This window comes from Rhodanobacter fulvus Jip2, from assembly GCF_000264315.1.
GTDB classification, from domain to species: Bacteria; Pseudomonadota; Gammaproteobacteria; order Xanthomonadales; family Rhodanobacteraceae; genus Rhodanobacter; species Rhodanobacter fulvus.
The window spans coordinates 177110-201064 of sequence record NZ_AJXU01000028.1; the positions used below are offsets into that span (position 1 = coordinate 177110).

21 protein-coding genes are annotated in these 23955 nt (G+C 65.5%); 6 read left to right on the top strand and 15 right to left on the bottom strand.

The window, feature by feature from the left end:
* Positions 1-258 precede the first annotated feature (258 nt).
* A complete protein-coding gene (locus tag UU9_RS06150; RefSeq protein WP_007080866.1) occupies positions 259-2115 on the bottom strand; it encodes a TonB-dependent receptor plug domain-containing protein in 1857 nt (618 codons plus the stop codon).
* Between the two features lie 171 nt (positions 2116-2286).
* On the bottom strand, positions 2287-3813 hold the full coding sequence (locus UU9_RS06155; protein WP_162098770.1) for an FG-GAP repeat domain-containing protein: 1527 nt from the start codon (positions 3811-3813) through the stop codon (positions 2287-2289).
* A gap of 373 nt (positions 3814-4186) precedes the next feature.
* Between UU9_RS06155 and UU9_RS06160 the strand changes: the two genes are divergently transcribed.
* From UU9_RS06160 to UU9_RS06170, 3 genes are all read left to right on the top strand, one after another.
* Entirely contained in the window at positions 4187-6499 is a 2313-nt protein-coding gene (locus UU9_RS06160; RefSeq protein WP_007080868.1) for a nitric-oxide reductase large subunit, read from the top strand.
* A 267-nt stretch (positions 6500-6766) separates the two neighbouring features.
* Complete coding sequence (locus UU9_RS06165) at positions 6767-7162, top strand: SirB2 family protein (protein WP_007080869.1); 396 nt, start codon at positions 6767-6769, stop codon at positions 7160-7162.
* 21 nt (positions 7163-7183) lie between these two features.
* On the top strand, positions 7184-8665 hold the full coding sequence (locus UU9_RS06170) for a UbiD family decarboxylase (protein ID WP_007080870.1): 1482 nt from the start codon (positions 7184-7186) through the stop codon (positions 8663-8665).
* An 8-nt stretch (positions 8666-8673) separates the two neighbouring features.
* Here UU9_RS06170 and UU9_RS06175 read toward each other — a convergent pair whose 3' ends face one another.
* The 8 genes from UU9_RS06175 to UU9_RS06210 all read right to left on the bottom strand — a co-directional run bounded on the left by UU9_RS06175 (position 8674) and on the right by UU9_RS06210 (position 16791).
* Complete coding sequence (locus tag UU9_RS06175; RefSeq protein WP_007080871.1) at positions 8674-9183, bottom strand: hypothetical protein; 510 nt, start codon at positions 9181-9183, stop codon at positions 8674-8676.
* A 113-nt stretch (positions 9184-9296) separates the two neighbouring features.
* On the bottom strand, positions 9297-9764 hold the full coding sequence (locus UU9_RS06180; RefSeq protein ID WP_007080872.1) for an OsmC family protein: 468 nt from the start codon (positions 9762-9764) through the stop codon (positions 9297-9299).
* 2 nt (positions 9765-9766) lie between these two features.
* Positions 9767-13009 carry an efflux RND transporter permease subunit gene (locus tag UU9_RS06185; protein ID WP_007080873.1) on the bottom strand — a complete coding sequence of 1081 codons (3243 nt, stop codon included), beginning with the start codon at positions 13007-13009 and terminating at the stop codon, positions 9767-9769.
* Positions 13006-14094 (bottom strand): efflux RND transporter periplasmic adaptor subunit, encoded by a 1089-nt coding sequence (locus UU9_RS06190; protein WP_007080874.1) that lies wholly within the window; start codon positions 14092-14094, stop codon positions 13006-13008. Before UU9_RS06190 ends, UU9_RS06185 begins: the two co-directional genes overlap by 4 nt.
* Before the next feature lie 54 nt (positions 14095-14148).
* The gene (locus UU9_RS06195) at positions 14149-14703 is read right to left on the bottom strand and encodes a cytochrome b (protein ID WP_007080875.1); all 555 of its coding nucleotides are present in this window, start codon (positions 14701-14703) and stop codon (positions 14149-14151) included.
* A 54-nt stretch (positions 14704-14757) separates the two neighbouring features.
* Positions 14758-16047: an NAD(P)/FAD-dependent oxidoreductase gene (locus UU9_RS06200; RefSeq protein ID WP_040670375.1), complete on the bottom strand. Its 1290-nt coding sequence runs from the start codon at positions 16045-16047 to the stop codon at positions 14758-14760.
* Between the two features lie 126 nt (positions 16048-16173).
* A complete protein-coding gene (locus UU9_RS06205; RefSeq protein WP_007080877.1) occupies positions 16174-16557 on the bottom strand; it encodes a DUF302 domain-containing protein in 384 nt (127 codons plus the stop codon).
* Between the two features lie 18 nt (positions 16558-16575).
* Complete coding sequence (locus tag UU9_RS06210) at positions 16576-16791, bottom strand: YgaP family membrane protein (protein ID WP_007080878.1); 216 nt, start codon at positions 16789-16791, stop codon at positions 16576-16578.
* Between the two features lie 203 nt (positions 16792-16994).
* Between UU9_RS06210 and UU9_RS06215 the strand changes: the two genes are divergently transcribed.
* From UU9_RS06215 to UU9_RS06225, 3 genes are all read left to right on the top strand, one after another.
* Positions 16995-17318, top strand: coding sequence for an ArsR/SmtB family transcription factor (locus tag UU9_RS06215; protein ID WP_007080879.1), 324 nt, complete (start codon positions 16995-16997; stop codon positions 17316-17318).
* A gap of 123 nt (positions 17319-17441) precedes the next feature.
* On the top strand, positions 17442-18440 hold the full coding sequence (gene ubiU / locus UU9_RS06220) for a ubiquinone anaerobic biosynthesis protein UbiU (protein ID WP_007080880.1): 999 nt from the start codon (positions 17442-17444) through the stop codon (positions 18438-18440).
* 13 nt (positions 18441-18453) lie between these two features.
* Positions 18454-19341, top strand: a complete 888-nt coding sequence (locus UU9_RS06225) for a U32 family peptidase (RefSeq protein WP_040670440.1) — start codon at positions 18454-18456, stop codon at positions 19339-19341.
* A 329-nt stretch (positions 19342-19670) separates the two neighbouring features.
* On the opposite strand, the gene UU9_RS06230 is transcribed toward UU9_RS06225, so the two are convergent.
* The 5 genes from UU9_RS06230 to ubiT all read right to left on the bottom strand — a co-directional run bounded on the left by UU9_RS06230 (position 19671) and on the right by ubiT (position 23933).
* Positions 19671-20129, bottom strand: a complete 459-nt coding sequence (locus UU9_RS06230) for a DUF411 domain-containing protein (RefSeq protein WP_007080882.1) — start codon at positions 20127-20129, stop codon at positions 19671-19673.
* Positions 20130-20201: 72 nt separating this feature from the next.
* On the bottom strand, positions 20202-20858 hold the full coding sequence (gene trhA / locus UU9_RS06235) for a PAQR family membrane homeostasis protein TrhA (RefSeq protein ID WP_040670378.1): 657 nt from the start codon (positions 20856-20858) through the stop codon (positions 20202-20204).
* Between the two features lie 39 nt (positions 20859-20897).
* Positions 20898-22346, bottom strand: a complete 1449-nt coding sequence (gene nadB / locus UU9_RS06240) for an L-aspartate oxidase (RefSeq protein WP_007080884.1) — start codon at positions 22344-22346, stop codon at positions 20898-20900.
* Positions 22343-23368 (bottom strand): quinolinate synthase NadA, encoded by a 1026-nt coding sequence (gene nadA, locus UU9_RS06245; protein WP_007080885.1) that lies wholly within the window; start codon positions 23366-23368, stop codon positions 22343-22345. Before nadA ends, nadB begins: the two co-directional genes overlap by 4 nt.
* Before the next feature lie 28 nt (positions 23369-23396).
* Complete coding sequence (gene ubiT, locus UU9_RS06250; RefSeq protein WP_237710233.1) at positions 23397-23933, bottom strand: ubiquinone anaerobic biosynthesis accessory factor UbiT; 537 nt, start codon at positions 23931-23933, stop codon at positions 23397-23399.
* Positions 23934-23955 lie beyond the last annotated feature (22 nt).

Consider the following 23955-nt stretch of genomic DNA (forward strand, 5'->3'; position numbering starts at 1 on the left):
AACTGGGTGACGACAGCCGGTTCAGCACCTCCGGCCGGCCTCGTCCGTAATTTCGCATAATGTCTATTATGTCAAATTGCGAAGCGAGCCTCCAAGGCAGCTCCGCCCACGTTGCGGCCGGAAATCGGCTCTCGACGGATCAATGCCCTGTTCGCGAGCGACGTTCTATTCGTGGAGTTTTGCGTCCGTTGTTCCAGCTTCTGCTGGACGGTCGGCAAGCTGTGCTGCCGGGTCGATTTCCGGCTTCGGTCAACACCGTCAGAAGTCGAAATCGATGCCGACGAAGCCGGTGGTGCCAACGGCCGGAAAGCCGATGTCGTCCATGTGCTTCCTGTCGGTGACATTTTCGATGCTGAGGTTGACGACCAGTTGCGGGTTGATGCGGTATTTCACGCGGGCATCCAGGCGGTCGTATTCGGGCATGGTTTCGTTGACGACGTCGCCGCTGTAGCGGCTGGCTTCGAAGCGCTGGCCGGTCCAGAGGTAGTTGAGGTCGAATTGCCAGCGGTCGTTGGGCGCATAGGTGGCGGTGGCGCCGGCCTTGATTCGTGGCCGGCCCAGCAAGGGGCTTTCCGCGTCGATGTCGGTGTAGCTGCCGTGCGCGGCCAGGATCCATTTCTGATCGTTGCTGTGCCAGCGGGCGTCGATGTCGACGCCTTTCATTCGGGTGTGGGCGCGGTTGACGTTGCGGAACAGCTCGCTGTCGAAATCGATCAGGTCCTTGTAGTCGTTCACGAAGTAGCTGAGGTTGAGGACGGTGTTGCTGGCCGTCCATTCGATGCCAGTGTCGCGGGTGGTTGACCGCTCGGGCTTCAAGTCCTTGTTGCCGGTGAGCGGATGGCCCAGGGCGAAGAAGCTTGGCAGTTTGTAGCCGGTGCCTGCGTTGGCGAACCAGCTGAGGTTGTCGCTCAGCTGATAGCGGAAACCACCCTGCACGCTTTGTCGTGTGCCGAAGTGGGCGTTGCTGTCCGAACGGACGCTTGCGCCCACGAACAGGTGCTCGGTGAGGTAGCTGTTGAGGTTGAGGAAGACGCTTCGGGTGGAGCGGCTGAGGCGAAAATCCGTGGGCATCCGCTCGCCGTAGACGAGGTATCCCCTGCTCTCCCCGGTCTCGTGTCTGCCTTCGAAACCGATGTTGGCCCAGCTGCCCTGCTTGTCGCCCAGGGTATTGATCCACTTGATGTTGGCGCGAGTGAAATCCGTCCGGGCGCCGTTGGGCGGCACGGCATCGAAGGGAATGATGCCGGGGGAGTCGATGTGCTGATCGCGGTTGGACCATGTCGCGGCGAGTGTGCTGGTCCAGCCGTTGCTTATCGCCCACGCCCATGAGGCGGCGGCGTTCTGGTCGGTGTAGCGGCTTCGATCCAGATCACGGCTGCGCGCAAACAGTGGGCCGCCGCTTTGTTCGGGGAAGGTGGTTTTTTCTCCCTCCATGTGGCGCCAGGTGAAGTCCAACTGGTGCGCGCCGAGGGTGGAGTCGAGCTTTATCAGAGCTTCCCGGTTGTTGGCGCTGCTGCCTTCAATGGGCGTGCCGGCGCGCTTGTCCAGCAGTCGCAGCACGTAGCCGGTGTTGTCCACCGTGCCGGTGCTGCTGAAGCTGCCGGTCCGGTAACCATGCTCGCCGGCGGACAGGGAAAGATGCTGTTGAACGGTCGGCGTGGGTTCGGCGGTGATGATGTGGATGACGCCGGCCAGGGCGTCCGATCCGTAGATGGCGGATTGGGCGCCGCGGATGATCTCCACTCGCTGGATCGAGGCGATGTTGATGTCGTTGACATCGAACGCGCCGCCGCGCGTGTTGGTGGGGTCATTCATTTCGATGCCATCGACCAGCACCAGCGTGTGATTGGCTTCGGCGCCGCGCAGGCTGATCGTGGTGAGGCCACCGGGGCCGCCCTGCGCCGCGACCCATACGCCGGGTACCTGTCGCAAGGCATCGGCAAGGCTGTGGTTGCTCAGCGCGAGCAGTTGCTGGTGATCGATGACCGTGGCGGAGGAGGCGAACTGCTCGGCGGTTACGGGGCTGTAGGTACCGGTCACGATGACTTCGTCGGTGGCGGCGATGGCCTGGGTGGCGATCAGGCTCACCAGCACCGGCAATAGGCTGAACTTCATGCGTTTACTCTTGTGTGGATAGCGGCCACCGTTCGACCCACGGTGAACGTGGTGGCTTTGTGTGTATGTGGTTCGAAAGCGCTGCCGCATCATGCGCAGCGCGCATGATGCGGAGTCACGGGCAGTGGCTCATTGATCCGGATCAGGCGTTTCAACGCCACTCGCTTCAGGTCAATGCGCTGGCTTGGCGAGTTCGCCCTGCAACAGGATCAGTCGCGGCTTCAATGCGGATCTGGCGGGCTTGGCGATGTCTTGGGCGCCCTCATCCGCGCCATCCTTTTTCACGAATTCACCCAGCAGATCCAGCTCGAAGATACCGGCCACGATGTCCGCGCGATGGTCGTGGTTGACGTCGGACAGCGCCAGCGCGACGACACCGGCGGGCCGGCTGATGACGGCGTGCGGCGTGAAGTTCTGGGCGCCGTCGTTTTCGAACCACACCAGACTCTGGCGTTGCGGGTCGTCCCAATAGTTGAGCCAGCTGCCGGCCACGACGTCCATGTCGCCATCGCCATCGAGATCGCCGGCGTCGGCGATGGCGGTGCCGTAGAAGCGACCGATGTCGTGGTACTCGAACGTGAGGTCACCCTTGTTCTCCAGCCATTGCACGCCGTGATAGGGCTTGGGATCGGGCTGGTAGTCGAGCGCGTCGCCATTGGTGAACAGGATGTCGGGGTCCTTGTCGCCATCCATGTCGATCACCTTCATGCTGGTCGATCCGAACATCGGATGCGGCCCGCGGTACAGCGCGGTGTAGGCGAAACTGCCCTGCCCCTTGTTCATGAAGGCCACGACCGCCTCGTGCTGTTGCGCGATCAGGCTCACGAAGTCGATCTTGCCGTCGTTGTCCAGATCGACCGGGGAAAGGTTCAGTGCGCCGGTGACCTTCAGTATCCGATGTGGCGCGAACTTGCCGCCGCCCAGGTTTTCGAGCCACGCCAGTTCGCCCACGTCGCCGCCGCCGAAGATGGCCACGCCGATGTCGAGGTCGCCGTCGTTGTCGATGTCCATGGCGCGCGCATCGGTCACCCGGCCCACCTTGTCCAGCAACACCAGCTTCTCGAATTTCCCCGACGGCAGCTGTCGCAGCAGGACGACTTTTCCGGTCAGCGCCGGTGACGGCGGGAACGTGCCCAGGTCCGCCACGATGATGTCCTTGTATCCGTCGCCATCGATGTCCGCGACGTCGGTATGCAGGGGTATGTCGATATCCGCGAGCGCGGTTTCGCGCCAGGCGCGGCCCTTCTTCTGCAGCAGCACTACCTTCTTGCCGGAGCCGTCGCAGATGATGAACTCCGGGTTCGTGCCATCGTGCAGCGGCGTCGCGTTGATGTTGAGGATCAGCGGCACCGGCGATTTTTCCCCCAGCTCCGTCATGCCGAATGTCAGCGGGCTGCCTTCGCGGGTGAAATAGGGAAGCCGCGGCAGGCTCGCCGGGCTGCTGCCCACATACAAGGCGGTGATGTCCCTGACCACGTCCGCGGGGATCGCTTCATGGCCGGCTTTTGAAGCGGCCATGTCCGCCATGCCTTGCACGACGCGCGGCCAGCCGCTCTTCGGCATGACGTTGGGGGGCGGTATCTTGTGGCAGCCACTGCAATAGCGATCCACCGATTCCAGCACCGACTGCACGGTTTTCGGTTGCGTGTCGGTCAGCAGTTGGGCATGTGCCAGTGGTGCGAAGGCAAGCGTTGCCAACGGCAACCACCTGGATATCAGCGGACGGATCATCGTTGCTCGGACTCTTGTTTGCCGGATTCTTGTTTGCGTGCTGTTGTTTCGTGACCGCGAGTGCCTTGCCGCACTCCACTCCCCTGCCATCGCACATTGCCGTATCGGTGGCCGCGCTCGTCGATCGCGCAATCATGCTACCGGGTTCGCGGCTGGCAGAACGTCGCCATGAAAGCGTTGCGGCAATCTGCAGCAGCAGCGATGCCTGTCGTCATCGCGCCTGCCTGCCGATCACGGCCTGCGACAATTTCTCACAGCGAGCGGCTCGCGCAACCTGACTTGAATCAAGAATGCCGACGGGGCTTGCCGCCAGCATGCGCGCATCACAGGGAGATGCGCGATGAGTACCACTCGAAAACTCTGGCTGGGCCTGGCGGCCTTGCTGATATCGTCTTTTGCCGTATTGCTGTGGGTTGGCGATGTGGTGCACCAGGAGGCGCCGCCGCTGCCGACAGCGGTAGTCACCAGCGAGGGCCAGACGCTCTACACCCGTGCCGACCTGCAGGAAGGTCGGCAAGTGTGGCAAAGCATCGGCGGTCAGCAACTGGGTTCGATCTGGGGCCATGGCGCCCTGCTCGCGCCGGACTGGAGCGCCGACTGGCTGCATCGCGAAGCGATGGCCATGCTGGAATTGCTGGCGCGTGACGAAGGCGCCGCCTCGTTCGCGTCGCTGGACGCGGAACACCAGGCCGCGTTGAAGGCACGCATCCAGCCGGAGCTGCGCCACAACACCTACGACGCGGCCACCGACACCATCACCGTGTCGCCGCTGCGGGCGCAGGCGATGGCGATCGTCGGGGCGCACTACATGAGCCTGTTCAGCAACGACCCGGCGACGGCCAAGCTGCGCGAAAACTATGCGATGCGCGACAACACCATCGCCGAGATGGAACACCGCCGCATGGTCACCGCGTTCTTCTGGTGGACCAGTTGGGCCGCCGCCGCCGAACGTCCCGGCAGCACCATCAGCTATACGCAGAACTGGCCGTTCGATCCGGTGGTGGGCAACGTGGCCACGCCGACCGGCTTCATGTGGTCGATCTTCAGCGTGCTGTTCATGATCATGGGCATCGGCCTGCTGGCCTGGCATCACGCGCGTCACGTCAGCGATGAACCGCTGCCGGCGATTCCCGTGCGCGACCCGTTGGCCGATCTCAAGCCGACACCGTCGATGAAGGCCACGGCGAAATATTTCTGGACCGTGCTGGCGTTGTTCCTGGCGCAGATCCTGTTGGGCGCCACCACGGCGCACTACCAGGTGGAAGGCCAGGAAGCCTACGGTTTTGCACTGGCCAACTATCTGCCCTATTCACTGACACGCACCTGGCATACCGAGCTGGCGGTGTTGTGGATCGCCACCGCCTGGCTGGCCACGGGCTTGTATATCGCGCCGATGATTTCCGGCTACGAGCCGAAATTCCAGCGCTTCGGGGTGAACTTCCTGTGGGTGTGCCTGCTGGTGATCGTGGTCGGTTCGTTCGCCGGCCAGTGGCTGGCGGTGATGGACAAGCTGGGCCTGGAACACAATTTCTGGTTCGGTCACCAGGGTTGGGAATACACCGACATCGGTCGTTTCTGGCAGATCTTCCTGTTCATCGGCCTGATGCTGTGGGTGTTCCTGGTGGGGCGCGCGCTGTGGCCGGTGATGCGCAGCAAGACGGCGACGTCCTCGATCGTGGGCCTGCTGTTCCTGTCCACCGTGGCGATCGGCCTGCTCTACGGCGCCGGCCTGATGTGGGGTGAGCACACCCACATCGCGATGGTCGAATACTGGCGCTGGTGGGTGGTGCATCTGTGGGTGGAAGGCTTCTTCGAAGTGTTCGCCACCGCGGTCATCAGCTACCTGTTCCTGAAGCTCGGCCTGATCCGTCCGCACACCGCCACCGTCGGCGTGCTGTTCGCCACCATCGTGTTCATGGCCGGCGGCGTGCTGGGCACGTTGCACCACCTGTACTTCACCGGCACCACCACCGCGGTGATCGCGCTGGGCGCCAGTTTCTCGGTGCTGGAAGTGGTGCCGCTGGCGTTGATCGGTCTGGAGGCCTACGACACCTGGAAGAAGCAGCACGTCGCGCCGTGGATGGCGCGCTACCGCTGGCCGATCATGTTCTTCGTGGCGGTGAGTTTCTGGAACCTGGTGGGCGCGGGCATGTTCGGTTTCCTGGTCAACACGCCGCTGGCGCTGTACTACATGCAAGGCCTCAACCTCACCGCCACGCACGGTCACACCGCGCTGTTCGGCGTGTACGGCATGCTCGGCCTGGGCCTGATGCTGTTCTGCCTGCGCGGCATCAAGCCGGAGGCACCGTGGCGCGAAGGCTGGCTGCGCGGCTCGTTCTGGTGCCTCAACATCGGCCTGTCGCTGATGGCGGTGCTGACCCTGCTGCCGCTGGGCATCCTGCAACTGAAGGCGGTGCTGGAGCACGGCTACTGGTTCGCCCGCTCGGCCGAGTTCATGGATCGCCCGCTGATCCACATGCTGGTGTGGATGCGCGTGCCGGGCGACACCTTGTTCGCGGTGGGTGCGGTGCTGATATCGGTGTTCGTGGCTTCGCTGTGGCTGCTGAAGGATCGGCGCACGCCGACCGAGCCGCTGGTGCGCGAGCGGCCCGTGCTGGTGGCGGTCGAACGTAAGGAGCTTGAGGAAGCGTGATGTGTTGGGGTCCCGAAAGATTCCGTCATTGAAGCACGTGCTGGTGCCCCCTCCCCTGCTCGCAGGGGAGGGTTGGGGTGGGGTCGCTCCTGGTGGCAAGTGAGCAGCAAGAGCAAGAGCTCTACCCCCTCACCCAAAGGACTCCCTGCGGTCGCCAACCAGCAGGGGAAGGAGCAGATTTCGCGCGCGGCTCCCTCTGCTTGATGAAGCTGTTCAAGCGTCCCCAAGCGAGTGAACAACCACCCCGAATACCGAGCAACGATCCCCATGTTTGAGTTCTACCCCCAGATCAAGGCGGTACACATCCTCTGCGTCCTGCTCAGCGGCGCCTTGTTCGCCCTGCGCGGCGCGATGGTGCTGGCCGGTCGCAACGGTGCCGCACAATGGGCGCCGGTGCGCTATCTCAGTTACAGCATCGACACTACCTTGCTCACCGCAGCATTGATGCTGCTGACCATCCTGCCCGGCGCGCTGTTCGCCAATGGCTGGCTCGCCACCAAGATGGTGTTGCTGGTTGTCTATGTGGTGCTGGCCACGCTGGCGCTGAAGCGCGCGAACAGTCGACGGGCGCGCGCAATCTGTTTCGCGCTGGCGCTTGGCACCTATCTCTTCATGCTGGGTGTGGCGCGCATGCACCACCCGTTGGGCTGGTTGCATGGTTGACATGACACGGAATCTGCGGAGTTGAGCTTCCACGACCTGCGCGCATTTCTGGCCCGGCTCGAACGCGAGCGTCTGCTGCAGCACGTGGAGGTGCCGGTGGACCCGCACCTGGAATCCACCGCCCTGTCGCTGCGCGCCCTGCGCGAAGGTGGCCCTGCCTTGCTGATGACGCAGCCGGCGGGTTCGAACCACGCGCTGCTCGGCAACCTGTTTGGCCATCGTCGGCGCATCGAACTGGCACTGGCCGGGCGCCCGCTGGCCTCGCTGCGGGAGCTGGGTCAGTTGCTCGCCGCGATCAAGGAACCACGCTGGCCATCCAGCCTGCGCCAGGCCTTGTCCACCTGGCCGGAGCTGGCGCAACTCGCCCATGTGGCGCCGCGACGGGTTCGCGATGCTGCGTTCGAGGAAGAGACTCTGCGTGGCGCCGACATCGATCTTTCGCGCCTGCCCATCCAGCATTGCTGGCCCGGCGACGCCGGCAAGCTGATCACCTTCGGCCTGGTGGTGACACGTGGCACCCAGAAGCCGCGGCAGAACGTGGCGATCTACCGCCAGCAGGTGATCGGGCCGAACCGGGTGATCATGCGCTGGCTGCCGCATCGCGGCGGTGCGCTGGATTACGTCGACTGGTGCGCCGCCCATCCGCAGCAGCCCTTCCCCGTGCTGGTGGCGATCGGTGCCGATCCGGCCACCCTGCTCGCGGCCGTGGCGCCGGTGCCCGATACCTTGTCCGAGTACGAATTCGCGGGACTGCTGCGCGGCCAGCGCACGCAGGTATGGCATAGCGAATTGACCGGCCTGGATGCGCCGGCCGGCGCGGAAATCCTGCTGGAAGGCTTCATCCATCCGCACGACACCGCGCTGGAAGGCCCGTTCGGCGACCACACCGGCTACTACAACGCGCAGGATCATTTCCCGGTATTCACCATCGAACGCATGCGCCTGCGCCGCGATGCGATCTACCACGGCAGCTACATGGGCCGCGCGCCGCACGACGAACCGTCCGTGCTGGCGATGGCCTTGAACGACGTCTTCGTGCCGATCCTGCAGAAGGTGTTTCCCGAGATCGTCGACTTCTTCCTGCCGCCGGAAGCGTGCTCGTACCGCATCGCCGTGGTCAGCATCCGCAAGCAGTACGCCGGCCACGCGCGGCGCATCATGATGGGTGTGTGGTCGTACCTGCGCCAGTTCACCTACACCAAGTTCGTGATCGTGGTGGACGACGACATCGACGTGCGCGACTGGTCGCAGGTGATCTGGGCGGTGTCGACGCGGGTGGACCCGGCGCGCGATGCGATGCTGGTGGAGAACACCCCCATCGATTACCTCGATTTCGCCAGCCCGATGGCGGGGCTCGGCTCCAAGCTCGGTATCGACGCCACCAACAAATGGCCGTCCGAAACCACGCGCGCCTGGAGCCGGCCGATCGTGCCGGATGCCGCCGTGGAAGCGCGTGTGGATGCATTGTGGGCGGCATTGCGGTCAACCGCCCTGCCGCGCTGACGCACCGCTTAGTCCTGTGTATCGGCCACCGCCGGCTTGTCCCAGCCCGGGTCGTTGAAATAGCGCGGATAGCTGGAGAGGGCCTCGCGCATTTCCGCCACCGGCTTGACGTTCTCCGGGTCGGCCTTCAGCGACTGGGCGGCGGTGAGCAAGGGCACCAGGACGCCGTGCAATGCGGCATCGGGCTCGGTGGTCAGTTTGCAGTTGGCGAACATGAACATCACCGCCTGCTCCACCTCGGCCGCACGATCGACGGTCATCGACGTGCTCATGTGCCCCTTTTCATGATGGCTCAGCTGGTCGACCGCAACGTGCGCCCGGCGAATGCCCTCGCGCAGTGGCGCATCGGGTGTCCAGCGCTGCGCCGGCACCGGCACGGCGTTGTGTGCGGCGTTGTGTGCGGCGTCATGTTCAGCCGCGTGCGCAACATCACCATGCGCATGCTGCGGTGCTGCCTGTACCGAAACAGCCAGGCCGAGGCCACAGGCCAGTGCAAGAACCGACTTCACGAGTTTCATGTGGAGTACTCCGGCATGCGGCACGAATGCCGCGGATGAATTGATGCTAGTGCACCGGGCGCGGATCACGGCTGACCCACGTCAATGCCCTCGCGCCGTGGCGGCGCGTGTGTTCAGGAACCGCCGCTGGCATGCAGTGTGGCGCCGTTCCTGTCGCGCACGCTGACATCCACCGCGACACCATGCCGCACGCTTTCGGTCACCACGCAGAAGTTTTCGAACTGCTGCAACAGGCGCTCGATCTGCGCGTAGTCGGCAGCGGCGTCCGGCAATTCGATCACCACGTCGATGTGGGCTACGCGCAGGCGCTTCTGTTCGTTGCGCTCGAGCGTCGCCCGCGCGCGGGTCACGATAGTGCCGGGGGTGTTCTTGTACTTGCGCAGCGAGAACAGCAGGCTGGCACTGAGGCAGTTGGCGACCGCCGCCACCAGCATGCGCGACGGGTTGGGGCCGCTGTCGTTGCCCAGTGGTGCGGACTCGTCGGTATGCAGCGCCGGGATCGCGGTGTCGTCGAACTCGATCCGGAAGACGTAATCCGACTCCTGGGTCAGGGTCAGCGTGAATGCCTGGGTCTCGCTCATGCTCAAGCTCCTTCGGTCGTGGATGTGCGGGGCGCCGGGTGACGCTGCAACCATACGTAGTACAGCAGCGGAATAACCAGCAGGGTCAGCGCGGTGGACACCAGGATGCCGAAGATCAGCGACACCGCCAGGCCCTGGAAAATAGGGTCATCGATGATGAAGAAGCCACCGATCATCGCCGCCAGCCCGGTCAGCACGATTGGTTTGGCGCGCACCGCGGCGGCATTGACCACCGCCTCGCGCAGCGGCTGCCCCGCCGCCAGTGCATGGTTGATGAAGTCGATCAGCAGGATCGAGTTGCGCACGATGATGCCGGCCAGCGCGATCATGCCGATCATCGAGGTGGCGGTGTACTGCGCGCCGATCAGCGCGTGCCCGGGCATCACCCCGATCACGGTCAGCGGGATCGGCGCCATGATGATCAGCGGAACCATGTAGCTCTTGAACTGGCCCACCACCAGCAGGTAGATCAGTACCAGGCCAACCGCATAGGCCAGGCCCATGTCGCGGAAGGTCTCGTAGGTGATCTGCCATTCGCCATCCCACTTGATCGCCGCGTGGGTGGTGTCGGTGGGCTGGGTGATGAAATGCTGTTGCAGCAACTGGCCGTCCAATCGTTCGTGGCCAAGTTGGCTGACCAGTGAAAACATGCCGTACAAGGGGCTGTCGGTGCGGCCGGCGTCGTCGCCGGTGACCGTGGCATAAGGCAGCAGATCCTTGTGGTAGATGACCTGCTCGCGTTGGGCCGGCTGCACGCTGACCACCTCGGACAACGGCACCAGCACACCGCTGGCAGCGCGCACGCGCAACGCCAGCAGTTGGCCCAGCGAGGCCTGGTCGCCCGCGCCCAGACGCAGGCGGATCGGCACCGCGTACTTCGCCTGGCCGTCCATCAGGTACGTGGCGTCATCGCCGGACAACGCCGTACGCAGCAGTTGCGCGATCGCAGCCTGATCCAGCCCCAGCCGCGCCGCGCGTGCACGATCAACCACCACCACGTCGCGCGGGGCCTCCGCCTCCACGCTGGTGTCCACGTCGACGATGTCCGGGTCGGCCTTGAACTTGATCTCCAGCTCGCCCGCCATGCGTCGCACGCCGGCGTAATCCGGGCCGTAGATCTCGGCCACGATCGGCGCCATCACCGGTGGTCCGGGCGGCACCTCGACCAGTTTTACCGCCGCGCCATAACGCGCGCCCGCGGCAACCAGCGCCGGGCGCACGGCGAGTGCGATGGCGTGGCTCTGGCGCGAGCGCTCGTGCTTGTCGACCAGGTTCACCTGCAGGTCGCCCACGATCGGTCCGCGGCGCAGGTAGTACTGGCGCACCAGGCCGTTGAAGGTGATCGGCGCGGCGGTGCCGGCGTAGCCCTGCCAGTCCTTCACTTCGGGCAGGGTCGCCACGCTCTGCGCCAGTTCGCCAAGCAGGCGGTTGGTGCGCTCCAGCGTGCTGCCCTCGGGCATGTCCACCACGATCTGGAACTCGGACTTGTTGTCGAACGGCAGCATCTTCAACACCACTGCCTTGACCACCACCAGGCCGACCGCCGTCAGCACCAGCACGCCCATCGCGGCAAACAGCAGATGCCGCCGGCGCGGTGCCCGCGCGCCATCGAGGAACGGCAGCATCACGCGATGGAACAGCCGGTGCGTGCGGCCACCATCGCCGGCGTGGCTGTCGACGGGTGTGCTTTCGGCAGCGCCATGGCGCCGCAAAAGTTTCAGCGCCAGCCACGGTGTCACGATCAACGCCACCGCCAGCGACAGCACCATGCCGGCCGAGGCGTTGATCGGGATCGGCCGCATGTACGGCCCCATCAGGCCGGACACGAAGGCCATCGGCAGCAGCGCCGCGATCACCGTGAACGTGGCCAGGATGGTTGCCCCGCCCACTTCGCTGACCGCCTGCGGAATCACCTCGCGCAGCGTGCGGCCGCCCAGGGCCATGTGCCGGTGGATGTTCTCCACCACCACGATGGCGTCATCGACCAGGATGCCGATGGCGAAGATCAGCGCAAACAGCGACACGCGATTGATGGTGAAGCCCATCGCCCATGAGGCGAACAAGGTCAGCGACAGCGTGATGATCACGGCGCTGCCCACCACCAGCGCCTCGCGCCAGCCCATCGCCAGCAGCACCAGCAGCACCACCGACAACGTGGCGAAGACCAGCTTCTGGATCAGCTTGTTGGCCTTGTCGGTGGCGGTCTGGCCGTAGTCGCGGGTGACCGTGACATGCATGCCGGCCGGAATCACCACACCTTGCAACGCCTGCACCTGCGCCGCGATGGCACGGGTGATGTCGGCGGCATTGCTGCCGGGCTTCTTGGCCACTGCAAGGGTCACCGCCGGCGCCTGGCCGGTAGCCGGCCCGGGCTTGCCCGCCGGTGCGCCGAACCATGCGTAGCTGGTCGGCAGGTCGGAGCCTTGATGGACATCGGCCACATCGGAGAGGAATACCGGCTGACCGTTCTTCAGGCCGATCACCAGTTGCGACACCTCCGCCGCGTTGGCGAGGAAACGCCCCGCCGTCAGCGGCGTGTCGCGGTCGCCGCTGACCCGGTCACCCGCCTCGATGACCACGTTGGCCGCGCGCAAGGCGTTCGACAGGTCACCTACCGCCATGCCGTAGGCCGCCAGCCTGGCCGCATCCAACTGCACCACCACGGCGCGTTTGGGCGCACCGATGGTGTAGACATCACGCGTGCCGGGCACGCGCTTGAGTTCGGTCTCCAGCGTGTGCGCCACTTCGGCCAGTTGCAGCGGGCCGTGGGCCGGGTTGTCGCTCCACAGCGTCAGCGCCATCACGGGCACGTCATCGATACCCATCGGCCGCACCAGCGGCTGGCCCACGCCGAGGTTGGGTGGCACGAAATCGCGGTTCTGGAATACCTGGTTGTACAGCCGCACGATCGCCGCCTGCCGCGGCACACCCACCTGGAACTCCACCGTCATCAGCGCCATGCCCGGCTGGCTCACCGAATAGACGTGCTTGACGCCCTCGATCTCCGACAGCTTCTGCTCCAGCGGATAGGCCACCAGGTTCTCGACGTCGTGCACGTCGGCACCGGGAAACGGCACCATCACGTTGGCCATGGTCACGTCGATCTGCGGCTCTTCCTCGCGCGGCGTAGTCAGCACCGCCGCCAGCCCCAGCAACAGCGCCGCGATCGCCAGGATCGGTGTCAACGGCGAAGCCTGAAACGCGCGCGCAATGAGGCCGGAGAAGCCCAGTCGCGGTTCGCTCATGGCGCGGTTTCCGCACGATGCGCGACCAACCAGCGCGCGGCCGCCGCCGGATCGGTGGCAATGCGCTCGCCATCTTCCAGTCCTGCCAGGACCTCGACCTTGTCACCGTAACGGTGACCGATGCGCAGCAGGCGCAACGACGCGTCGTGCTCGCCCAGCACGTACACCCCCAGCAACTCGCCACGCTGCACCAATGCACTGGCCGGCAGCAGCAGGCGGCTGGCGTCGCCGCGGGCAAAGGCCACCTTCACCGTCATGCCCGGGTACAACCCGGCCGTGACGGCGGGCAACAACAGGCGCACGTTGAAGGTATGCGTCTGTGGATCGGCATATGGAAACACGCTGACATTGGTGGCCTTGACGCGCTTCCCGCCGTCGCCATCAAGCAGTACCTGGGCCGCCCCATAGTGGCGGATCGCCTCGACGGCAGCCTGCGGTACTTGCACGTTGACCCGCAGCGCATCCAGCGATTGCAGCGCGATCAACGGCTGCGGTGATGGCGGCCCGGCCTGCACCGCCTCGCCTACCTGCACGAAACGGCGGGTGACGATGCCCGCATACGGTGCACGCAGCACCGTATAGTCCAGCGCCTGCCCCACCTGCTCGCGCTGCGCCCGTGCTGCCGCCAACGCCGCTTGTGCGGCATCACGCTGGGCGCGTTGCTGATCCATCTGCGCGCCGGACACGTAGCCCTTGGCGTAGACCTTCTCGATCCGGTCGTATGCGGCCAGCGCCTCGCGGTAGGTGGCCTCCGCTGCCGCCACTTGCGCCTGGGCGGCGCTGCGCGACGACTTCTGCTCCACGTCGGTGAAGCGCACCAGCACATCGCCCTTGGCCACCACGTCGTTGACGTCATGCGGCAGTTCAAGCACCCGCGCATTCGTCTGTGCGGTGATGGTGGCCTGGTTCACTGCCTCCACCACGCCATCCCAGACCTGCTCGTCATGCGCCGACTGGGCCCGCACGACCATGCCGGCCAGTGCAGGCTGCGTGCCGGCGTGCTCAGCCGTTGGCTGGCCTTTGCCGCAAGCGGTCAAGGCCACAACGGCGAGCGACATGACGACATGGCGCAGGACGGGCTTCATCAAGACGTACTCTTGCCGGGGAATGAAGGGAGACAGGTACACGGACAGCCGCGCTCAGGATTTCTTGCGCAGCGGCAGCATCCGGCGCAGGGTGTCGTCCTGCACGAAATAGTGGTGATACAGCGCCGCCGCTGCATGCAGGCCGATGAGGTAGTAGCCGACGGTGCCGATCGTGCTGTGGATGTCCTCGATGGATTCTCCCAACGCCTTGTCCGGTCCGATCAGTGCGGGCAGCTCCAGCCCGAAGAACGGGATCACCTTGCCCGCGGCACTCAGCGTGAGCCAGCCAAGCAGCGGCATCAGGATCAGGAACGCATACAAGGCGCCGTGCATCAGGTGCGCCAGGTGTCGCTGCCACGCTGCTATCTGCGGATTCATCTGCGGCGACGGCGTGACCAAGCGCACCGCCAGGCGCAGGAACACCAGCGCAAACACCGTCAGGCCCAGCATGAAATGCCAGGTCTTGAGGTCCGCGCGCACGTCGCTGCCGCGCGGCGCCAGTTCGTGCAGGTTGATGCAGGCGTAGACGCCAATCAGCAATGCCAGCATCAGCCAGTGCAGGCTGATCGACAGCGAGCCGTAGCGGTTGGTGGTGTTGTTCCAGTTCATCAGAGTCTCTCGGGCTAAGGGTTTAGGGGCGGTGCTCAAGTTACGGCAAGGAGGCTACGGGGATTTTTGCGTCGGCTTGAGCCGCTCGATGCCAAGCGCCTTCATCACGTATTTCTCGTAGATCGGCTCGGTCTTGCCCATGCGGATCTTGTGCATGAAGTATTTCTCGAACGCCACCTTCGCCAGGTGCACCCACTTGCCTTCCCTGGCCCAGGTCACGTTGCGCGGAGGTATCTGCGGAATGGCCACGAACGCCGCGCCACTGTCGCCCATGTCGGCCAGGCACACCGCGTTCCAGGTGGCCTCGGCGGTTGCCGGCTTGCCCTCGATGGCGGATTTGATGTTGGTCGCCAGCGCCGTGACCATCGATTCGATCATGAAGCCGGTCTTCGGTGCGCCCGTCGGTATGGGCGTCACCTCCACCGGAGGAATCGCCACGCAGACGCCAGCGGAATAGATGTTGGGGAAGGTCGGGTTGCGCTGGTACTTGTCGATCAGCACGAAGCCGCGCGGGTTGACCAGGCCTTCCACCCCGCGCACCGCCGCCACCCCGGTGAATGCCGGAATCAGCATCGCATATGCAAACGGCAATGCGTGCTGCTGCACCGGCTGGCCGTGGGCATCGTGCTCGCTGACCAGCATCTGGTCGGGCTCGACCTTGTCGACACGGGCGTTGGTCACCCATTTGATGTGACGCTCGCGCAGCTGCTTCTCCAGCAGGCCCTTCGAATCACCCACGCCGCCCAGGCCCATGTGGCCGATGTACGGCTCCGGTGTCACGAAGGTCATCGGTACCTTGTCGCGCAGCTTGCGTCGACGCAGGTCGGTATCCAGCAGGAACGCGAATTCGTACGCCGGGCCAAAACAACTGGCACCTTGCGCCGCACCCACCACGATGGGCCCGGGCGCCTTCAGAAACGCCTCGTAGGCGGCCCATGCACGGGTGGCATGTGGTGTGGTGCATACCGATTGAGTGTAGCCATTCTTCGGCCCGAAGCCGGGGATCTCATCGAAGGCCAGGCGTGGTCCGGTCGTGATGACCAGGTAGTCGTAATGCAGCGAGCGTCCATCCTGCAACTGCACGTGGTTCTGCGTCGGCAGCACCGCGCTGACTGGCGAGTCGTAGAAAGCGATGTCGTGCCGAGCCAGTGCCGCGGCGGCGTCGATCTGCACCTCGCCCGGCTTGCGCCAGCCGATGCCCACCCAGGGGTTGGACGGTGTGAAGGAGAACTGGCCGCCCTCACCCACCACCTTCACCCGATGCCCGCTGCCCAGCGCGTCCTTGATCTCGTACGCCGCGCTCATCCCACCCAAACCTGCACCCATTATGATGACGTCACTCATGACAGACTCCTGCTTGGTCGGTGCCCACAGCATGGGCTGGTGCACCTGGCGGGGACTTGATGCTGGTCAATTCGGTGACGGGCGGCAGTCGCGACAAAACATCCCGGCAGCATTGGCAGCGCGCTGTCAGCGTGCTTCGTCGATGATGCGGGTCAGCGTCTGTTCCACCTCGCCCGCAATCGCTGCGAGCGCGGGGTCGCTGGACAGCATGGCCAGCATCGGCGCCGGCCGGATCATGCCGATCCAGGTCTTCCCACCGTCGGTATAAACCGAAACACGACACGGCAAAGCCATGTTCATCCGCATGTCGGCGGCCAGCACGCCCGCCGCCTGCTTGGGGTTGCACACCTCGAAAACCTGACACTCGCGCTCGAACGCGATGCCCTTGCTGCGCAAGGTCGTGCCCAGGTCGTGCACGTGCAGCAAACCAAAACCGTTGCGCGCCACCGCCTCGGTCAGATCGGTTGCCGCCTGTGCTGGCGACTTGGCAGTTTCAACGATGTAATACATGGCTCACCTCACTCGGGGTCAGGCAACGCGGGACGGAAACGCACAGCCAGGCTTCAGGCCAAGCTTCTTCAGCAACAACGCCAGCGGGCAGAAACCGGTGAACGATGACTGCAGCAGGTTGGCGCCCACGAACACCGACAGCCAGATCCAGCCCGGCGCCACAAAATGCGCCAGCGCGATACCCAGCAGCACAACCGCGCCCGCAAAACCGATGACGATGCGATCGACATTCATGACCCGAGGCTCCTGTGGTGGAAAACCTTCGCGGCGCGTCCGCCCCGGCGGGGCTGCTTCGACGCACCTTGAAGTAAAGAACTTACTACATTAGAACTAGCTTAATTAGTTGCTCATGCTAAAGTCAACCGCATGAAACAGCCTCTGCCATCCATCACCAGGGCCCCAGCATGAACCTGCCTGCCAATGCGGATATGAATCTCATGCAGTCGCGTTCCGAAGACGCCGCGCGACTGCTCAAGACGCTTGGCAACGCGCAGCGCTTGCGCGTGCTCTGCCTGCTGCTGGATACGGAGATGTCGGTGGGACAGATCAACGAGCGGCTGCCCGAACTCAGCCAGTCGGCGTTGTCCCAGCACCTCGCTCGGCTGCGCAGCGACAACCTCGTGGCCACCCGGCGCGAGTCGCAAACCGTGTGGTACGCGCTGCCTCCGGGGCCGGCACAAGCCATCATCGCCGCGCTGTACGACATCTATTGCGCGCCCGATGCCCGCGCCCGCAAGCGCGGCAGCCGGAAGCGCGGCTGAGCCGGTTCGCGGGCCGCATCGAAAAAATTCGATGCACGGACACGCGCTGAACTGACCCACGTCAACGCAGCCGCGCAAGACAACCGCCACGATGCGCGCCGAACTCACGGTGTCGAGGTGCTCATGCAACTGGTCTGTCCTGCCGGCAATCTGCCCGCGCTGCAAGCGGCGATCGACGCCGGCGCCGATGCGGTCTACGCGGGTTTCCGCGACCAGACCAATGCGCGCGCGTTCCCCGGCCTCAACTTCAGCGACGCGGAATTGCGCGCGGGCATTGCCTACGCGCACCAGCGCGGGCGGCAGGTGTACCTGGCGTTGAACACCTACCCGGACAGCGCGCGGCTGCAGCAGTGGTACACCGCGGTGGACAAGGCGGCGGAGTTTGGTTGCGATGCGATCATCGCGGCCGAGATGGCGGTGCTCGATTACGCCACGCGCAGGCATCCATCGCTGAAACGGCATCTGTCGGTACAGGGTTCGGCCACCACCGCGCCGGCACTGCGCTACGCGCATGAACGCTTCGGCATCAGCCGCGCGGTGCTGCCGCGGGTGTTGTCGATCCAGCAGGTGGAGCGGCTGTGCGAAGGCTCGCCGGTGCCGATCGAGGTGTTCGCGTTCGGCAGCCTCTGCATCATGGTCGAGGGTCGCTGCCAGCTCTCCAGCTATGTCACCGGCGCCTCGCCGAACCGGCACGGCGTGTGTTCGCCCGCCAGCTTCGTGCGCTGGGAGGAGCACGACGACGGCCGCCGCAGCGTGCGCCTGAACCAGGTGCTGATGGACAAGTTCGAACCCGCCGAACCGGCCGGTTACCCAACCGTGTGCAAGGGCCGCTTCGACGTCGGCGGCGAGATCTTCCACGCGCTGGAGGAACCCACCAGCCTCAACACGCTGGAGCTGCTGCCGCGCCTGGCGCAGGCCGGCGTCGCCGCATTGAAGATCGAAGGCCGCCAGCGTGGCGTCGCCTATGTGGCCTCGGTTACCCGCACCTGGCGCGAGGCGCTGGACCGGCATGCCGCCGCGCCCGCCGCGTGGAAACTGCAGCCGCAATGGCAATCGTCACTGTCCCGGCACGCCGAGGGTCACCAGACCACGCTCGGTCCCTATCACCGCTCCTGGCATTGAACCGATGACGATGATGAAACTGAGCCTGGGCCCGCTGCAATATTTCTGGCCGCGCGAACGCACGCTGGCGTTTTATCACGAAGCCGCCGGCTGGCCGCTGGACATCATCTACCTGGGCGAGACGGTGTGCAGCAAACGCCGTGAGCTGGGCACGCGCGACTGGATTGCGCTGGCGGCGGAGCTGGTCGAAAGCGGCAAGCAGATCGTGCTGTCGTCGCTGGCATTGATCGAAGCCGAGTCCGAACTGGGCGTGCTGCAGCGGCTGATCGACGAGGGCGGCTGCTGGATCGAAGCCAACGATCTTTCCGCCGTGCAGTTGTGCCGCGAGCGCGGCATGCCGTTCGTCGCCGGCCCCACGCTCAACATCTACAACCACCACGCGCTGGCCATGCTGATGGACGACGGCCTGCGCCGCTGGGTGCCCGGCGTGGAACAGGGCTACACCCTGTTGCGCGAATTGCGCGACGCGATGCAGGCCGAGGAACAACCGATGCCCGAACTCGAGGTGATCGCCTTCGGCCGCCTGCCCCTGGCCTACTCGGCGCGCTGCTTCACCGCCCGCGCGCTGGACGTGGCCAAGGACCAATGCGACTTCCGCTGCATCGAATACCCCGACGGCATGCCGCTGGCCACGCGCGAGGGCCGCCCGTTCCTGCGCATCAACGGCATCCAGATCCAGGGCGAGGAAGTGACCGACCTCGGCCCCGAAATTCTTCAATTGCGAGAACTCGGCGTGGACGTGCTGCGGCTGTATCCGCAGGCCGAAGGCATGGCCGACATCGTCGACCACTACCACCTCGTCCGCCGCTCGCCGGTGGCGCCACCGCGCATTGGTGCCCGCAATGGTTACTGGCATGGCGAGCCGGGGATGCGGCCGGTTGAAGCCGTTTCCATAGGTTGAAGGCCGAGGATTCCAGCGCAAATCCGATTTTGCTCGTCATCCGGCGGAAGCTGGATCCGGCGCCTCCCATCCCGTGAACAAGGCGCTGGATTCCTGCTTTCGCAGGAATGACGGGCAGGAAGGCGATCGATCGGGGTTTCCCCTGGGCTTCGACGCAGCGAGCGCGCGGCCTGCATCACCCATCTCAGGTATCAGGCGGCAGCGAGGTATCCCTTGGCAGATGCATCGGGAGGAACGGCGGAGAAAGGTGAGCCCGCGTCGCCATCGAATGCGGGCTCGACTCCCCTATCCTATTTCGACGCACTGACAATCACGCGTCGGTTGGGCGCTCAGGCCTTCGGTCCATGGCTGGCGAACACCCGGGTGGTTCCATCCTTTCCGATCAGCACCACGTCATAGTGCTGCGGCGCGCCCATTTCCATGCCGGGTGAACCCATCGGCATGCCGGGCGCGGCCAGGCCCCGTGCGTCGGGGTGCTCGGCCAGCAGGCGCCGGATGTCTTCCACGGGTACGTGGCCTTCGATCACGTAGCCGCCGATTTTCGCGGTGTGGCAGGACGCAGCGTTGGCCGGCACGCCCAGGCGGGTCTTGACGGCGGCCATCGCCGACTCCTCGTGCGAGCTGACCGTGTAGCCCTGCGATTCCATGTAGCGAATCCAGTTGACGCAGCAACCGCACGAGGGGTCGTGGTAGATCTCGATGGCACTGGTCATGGCTACAGCGGCGACGGGCGACAGGGCCGCGCCCAGGACGAGGGTGCGCAGCAAACGGGGCAAACGATGTTTCATGATGTCTTCTCGGTCAGAGGTGTGCTCGACGTTGGATGATGCCAGTTTTCCCTGCTTGAGCCGGCGCCCGGTTCAAAACGCATAACCCAGCACGGTGAAGTAGTGGCAGCCGGTGCCGGCGAGCACGAAGAGATGCCAGATGAAGTGGCTGTAGCGCAGTCGTTCGTGCAGCAGGAAAAACACCACGCCCAGCGTGTATGCGGCACCGCCGCCGAACAGCAGCATCAAGCCGCCAGCGGGCATGTGCTGCCATAGCGGGCGGATGGCGATCAGGGCCATCCAGCCCATGCCCACATACAGTGCGGTGGACAGCCGCTCGAAGCGCGCGCCCACCAGCAATTTGAACACCAGCCCCAGCAGGGCCAGGCTCCAGATCACCGCCAGCAACGCCAGCCCCCAGCTGTTGCGCAACACGCCCAGTGCGATGGGCGTGTAGGTGCCGGCGATCAGCAGGTAGATGGCGCCATAGTCGAGGCGTTGCAGCCACGCCTTGGCGCGCACGTGGGACACCGCGTGATACAGGGTCGAGGCCATGTACAGCAGGATGGCGCTGCCGCCGAACACCGCGGCCCCCACCATCGCCGCGGTGCTGCCGATGCGTACCGCGTTGACCACCAGGATCGGCAAACCCACGATCGCCAGCAGCACGCCCAATCCGTGGCTGATGCTGTTGGCGATTTCCTCGCCCATGGTCGAGGGGCGCGATTCGGGTATGGCAGATGTCGACATGAGCAAGCCTGTGGGAATGGAAGTTCAACGATCGGACGTTCAGACGTCCATTTCGGGTGCTGCGATGTAGTGGGCGCCGAGGCTTTCATGACGTTGCAAGGCCGCGTCCAGCAGCGATTGCGCCAGCCGCGCCTGCCAGCCCTGCGCTGGCCAGGCCATCAACTGCAGCAGGTAATGGCGCAGCGATTCGGTTCGACGCACCGGCCCGGCGGTTTGCCACAACAGGTCGCGCAGGCGGGACAAATCGTCTGCCGCCAGCACGCTGCCGCGTTCCGCCCAGCGGTGTTCGCCGCGGCCGGCGGCCGCCGGCGTTGCCGCCAGCACGGCACCGAGACGGCGGCCGCAGAGGATGCCTTCCAGCAGCGAGTTGCTGGCCAGGCGGTTGGCGCCATGCACGCCGTTGCAGGCCACCTCGCCGGCGGCGTACAGGCCGGGCACGCTGGTGCGGCCATCGCCATCCACGGCAAGACCGCCCATGTGGAAGTGGGCCGCCGGCGTTACCGGGATCGGCTGATGGCGCGGATCGATGCCGTGCTTCAGGCAGGCCGCCAGCACGGTGGGAAACGCGCTCTCCCATTCCCCCTCCATTGCACTGGCATCGAGCCATACGCGGCCGTCGTCGCGCCGTGCCTGCCACACGCGCCGTGCCACCACGTCGCGCGGGGCCAGGTCGCCCAGTGGATGCAGGCCTTCCATCAACAAGCGACCACCGGCATCACGCAGGCGCGCCCCGGCGCCGCGCAAGGCTTCGGTGATCAGCGGCAGGCAGTGGGCGCCGCTCACGTCCAGTGCGGTGGGATGGAACTGCACGAACTCCAGGTCGCGCACCCGCGCGCCGGCTGCCATGCCCAGCGCCAGCCCGCTGCCATCGGCGCCGGGTGGATTGCTGGTGCATGCGAACAGCGCGCCGATGCCGCCGGTGGCCAGCACCACCGCCGATGCTTCGATCACGTGCTGCCTCCCCTGCCCGTCGATGGCGCGCACACCGCACACCACGCCATCGCGCAGCAGCAAGGCATCGGCATCGAGTCCACCGCGCCACTGGATATGCGCGGCGCATTGCGCCTTGGCCAGCAAGGCCCGCAACAGCACCGCACCACTGGCATCGCCACCGGCATGGACGATGCGCGCCACGCGATGACCGCCCTCGCGTCCGAGTTTCAGCGCACCACCGGCGTCACGGTCGAACACCACGCCTTGCGCCTGCAGCCAGGCGATTGCCTCGGGCGCTTGCGCGCACAGCCAGCGGACCATGGCCACGTTGTTGTGATGGGCGCCGGCCACCAGTGTGTCCTCGGTGTGGGCCAGCGGGCTGTCGTCAGGATCGAGCGCGGCGGCGATGCCGCCCTGCGCCAGCGCGCTGGCACTGCCGGTGCCGTCGATGGCGCGGCACAACAGGCGTACCGGCGACGGTGCCGCCGCCAGCGCCGTGGCCAGCCCGGCCACGCCACCGCCGATCACCACGATGGGCGCGCGTGGATGTTTCACACGCGTTCGCGCCGGCCCACCGCCAGCATGCGTTGCAACGCGGCGCGCGCCCGTGCGCTGACGTCGGCGGGAATCTCGATGGCATGCTGCAGGTCGCGCAGGCAGGTGTAGATGTTCTGCAGGGTGATCCGTTGCATGTGCGGGCACAGGTTGCATGGCTTGATGAACTGCGTGGTCGGAAACTGCGCGCGCAGGTTGTCGGCCATGGAGCACTCGGTGATCATCGCCACCCGCGCCGGTTTCTCGCGTTCCAGCCATTTGCCCATCGCGGTGGTGGAGCCGACGAAATCCGCCTCGGCCAGCACCTCGGGCGAGCATTCCGGATGCGCCACCAGCTTCGCGTCGAACTGCTCGCGCGCATGCCGCGCCTGTTGTGCGGTGAATTTCTCATGCACCTCGCAGCGGCCATGCCACAGCACCAGCTCGACCTGGGTCTGGCCGGCCACGTGGCGGCCCAGGAATTCGTCGGGAAGGAAGATCACCCTGGGCACGCCCAGCGATTCCACCACCTGCACCGCATTGGCCGAGGTGCAGATGACGTCGGACTCCGCCTTTACCGCGGCGGAGGTGTTGGCATAGCTGACCACCGGCACGCCCGGATGCTGCGCGCGCAGCGCCAACACATCGGCGGCGGTGATCGACGAGGCCAGCGAGCAGCCGGCTTCCAGATCGGGAATCAGCACTGTCTTGCCGGGCGCCAGGATCTTTGCGCTCTCGGCCATGAAGTGCACGCCGCACACCACGATCAGATCCGCATCGCAGTCGGCCGCCGCCTGGGCCAGCCCCAGCGAATCGCCGGTGATGTCGGCCACGCCGTGGAAGATCTCCGGCGACTGGTAGCTGTGCGCCATGATCACCGCGCCACGCTGTTTCTTCAGCGCGTTGATCGCGTCGATCCACGGCAGGTGCATCGGCACCTCCAGGCACGGCAGCAAGGGTTCCAGGCGCTCGACCAGCGCGGCGTATTCGAGCGGCAAGTCGTCGCGCCAGGCAGGCACGGGCAAGGTGTCGGTTACGGTCATGCGGATCGCCAACGGGGAATGGTGGAGGTCAGGCAGCCTGGCCGCGATGGGCGGCGCGGGCGCTGCGGGCAAATCGCGCGCCCCGGTTCAGCGCGATGCGCAGCGCCAGCGGTACCGATTCCCACGGCAGCCGTTCGAGCAGATTGCGCGCGGTGAGGCCCAGCTCGGTGTCGCCGGTGAGCACCAGTGCGCGCTGGAAGAACAGCGTGTCGGCGTCTTCCATCCGGCTGGCCAGCAGCAACAGATCGGTGGCACTGCCGCGGACGCTGGCTTCGGGATCTTCATCGACGACGCCCAGGCGATCACCACGCAGGGTCAGCACCCAGCGCAGGCCCAGGTCGGTCACTTCGATGCCCAGCTTGCGCCCGCGCATGAAGTCGAGTGAGCCGTCGTGTATCGGCGTGGCCAACACGCGCGCCATGGCCGCCTCCAGCCATGCGCGTTGCCAGCGCTGCGGCACGACGATGCGCAGCACCGGTTGCAAACGCCGTGGCGGCGGCAGCAGGCGCAGCAGTTGCGGCGCGAGGCGTTTGGATGGCTGTGGCAAAAAGTTGGCGGTGGGCATGATGGCGCGCATCATCGCCGCG